This window comes from Wolbachia endosymbiont of Pentalonia nigronervosa (genome assembly GCF_014534705.1).
GTDB lineage: Bacteria > Pseudomonadota > Alphaproteobacteria > Rickettsiales > Anaplasmataceae > Wolbachia.
Genome location: NZ_JACVWV010000159.1, coordinates 1 through 1,325, shown reverse-complemented (window position 1 = coordinate 1,325; position 1,325 = coordinate 1). Strand labels below are relative to the sequence as shown.

The window sequence follows — 1,325 nt, the reverse complement described above, 5'->3', positions numbered from 1 at the left end:
GATAGCCTTGGTTTTCTGCTCTTCTGTGATACCTGTTGGCCAGACAATAGCATGATCAGCAAGCAAAGCTATTCTGGTAATTACTACCGCTTTGGTGTTTTCTTTTGCATTTAAATTACTTGTCTATTGCTGTTTGCGTGCCATCTGTGGCAGTTGGATTTAAGACTTTAATTAGATTATCTTTGCTATCTAAGCCAACTACTGCTCCTAGCTTTAGGTTTTGCCCCTTGGCTACTGTTATTTGCTCTCTTGAGTAAAGATTTGATGCCTCGTACTTTAATAGGTCACCTAGGTTATTTTGTTCAATTATACAACTCATAAACGTTTCTCCTCCTTAATTGTTTTACCGCCGCTTTTATTAAGTAGACCTTCTGCGAAACAAAGAAATAAACGTCAAATTCTTTTTGGGGGGTACAAAAACCTATCCCATGTGTGACTTTGCTTCTCTACGGCGCTCTAAACAAGAAAATTTTTAAAAAATATGAAGAGAAACCTTCCAAGCTAAGTTTCACGTTTTGCAGAAGGTCTAGTGTTATATACGGCGGTTCTGTGTTTGTATGCCACGGTACTACTTTATAATTAGCTATTATGGCGGGTTTTAGCTGCCTGCATCATTAAGTCCTCTGATGAACTTTGTGGTATTGTGCTTAAAATTTCAGTCTTTGTTGTTCGTTCTGCCAGAATTGACATTAAAATATCTCGCGCTTCTTCAACATTTTTTCCTTGCTCAACAAACTCTAATAATTTCTCTGGCATTTTGGACAAGTTACACAACCTTGCTATTTCCAGTACTTCAGCTTGGTATTTTTTATACTTTGCAATTAAATCTTCCGATGTAGCTTGTTCTCTAGGTTGCTCTGCCTTAAGTTGTTCTGTCATAGTTTTGTCTCCTTTATTGATAAATTCAGAAAATATTGTAACTCCATCTGCAAGGCCTATTTCCACTGCATTTTGCCCAAAATAAAGCCCTGCTTCAGTGTTTTTAATTGCTTCTACAGAAAGATTTCTATTGCGTGCTACGAGCTGGGAAAACATTTCATATAAGCGATTTACTTCATTTTGTAGATTTTCTAAACTTTCTGAAGTAACTGGTTCATGTGGATTTAAATCGTTCTTTCGGCTACCTGCAAAGATTGTGGTGTACTTGATACCTTGCTTTTCATTAAACCCACTTTGATCGATGTGACTTGCTATTACCCCTATACTTCCTACTCCTGAAGTTCTGCTTACAAAAACCTTTTCAGCGCTTGAAGCAATTGCATATGCAGCAGAGTACGCATCATCATTGGCTATAGCGATAATTTTCTTCTGTGCTCTTGCATTAT

The 1,325-nt window shown here is 37.3% G+C and carries 1 protein-coding gene and 1 pseudogene; both read right to left on the bottom strand.

All coding sequences use genetic code 11. The features are described from left to right. Positions 1-319, bottom strand: a pseudogene (locus IC220_RS07600) (head decoration protein); the annotation flags it as partial. A gap of 260 nt (positions 320-579) precedes the next feature. Further along, positions 580-1,325, bottom strand: a 746-nt coding sequence (locus IC220_RS07595; RefSeq protein WP_188153800.1) for a S49 family peptidase, incomplete at its 5' end; no start/stop codon positions are given.